Here is a 673-nt window from a genome sequence, read left to right as displayed (position 1 = left end):
ATCCTCCACGAGCCTGCGCTACCGACCGGCAGCGGCTCGGGAGGCCATCAATTGGCCGTAGCCAATCGCATGTGACTCAGAGATTTTGTGACTCAGAGACCACGCAATGCGCGTTCCCTGAAAACCGAGTCCTATTCACCACGATGGCTCACTGCTGCTGCAAAGAAAGTGGCAGCGGAGAGCTACATTCGACATCGCGAGCCTTCGACCATAGGTCACTCGAGAAAGCACACTGCGGGAAAACCCCGTGGTGCCTCTCATTGAGTACTCCTTAGAAAGGAGGTGATCCAGCCGCAGGTTCCCCTACGGCTACCTTGTTACGACTTCACCCCAGTTACCAATCACTCCTTGGGGACCTGCCTCCCTCTGATCCGAAAACCAGTGGGTTAGCTCAGCCACTTCTGGAGCAATCGACTCCCATGGTGTGACGGGCGGTGTGTACAAGGCCCGGGAACGTATTCACCCCTGCCATGCTGATCAGGGATTACTAGCGATTCCGCCTTCATGGAGTCGAGTTGCAGACTCCTATCCGTACTGAGGCCGGTTTTTTGGGATTGGCTCCACCTCGCGGTCTTGCAGCCCTTTGTACCGACCATTGTAGCACGTGTGTAGCCCTGGGCATAAGGGCCATGAGGACTTGACGTCATCCCCACCTTCCTCCGACTTAAAGGTC

1 rRNA gene is annotated in these 673 nt (G+C 56.3%); it reads right to left on the bottom strand.

The features are described 5' to 3' along the window. Positions 1–275: 275 nt before the first annotated feature. Positions 276–673 (bottom strand): 16S ribosomal RNA (locus tag ACQY6C_RS14855); the annotation flags it as partial.

This window comes from Altererythrobacter sp. (genome assembly GCF_050299635.1).
Classification (GTDB): domain Bacteria; phylum Pseudomonadota; class Alphaproteobacteria; order Sphingomonadales; family Sphingomonadaceae; genus Erythrobacter.
Note: the sequence above shows the minus strand (reverse complement) of the source record. Positions and strands in the feature narration are given on the sequence as shown.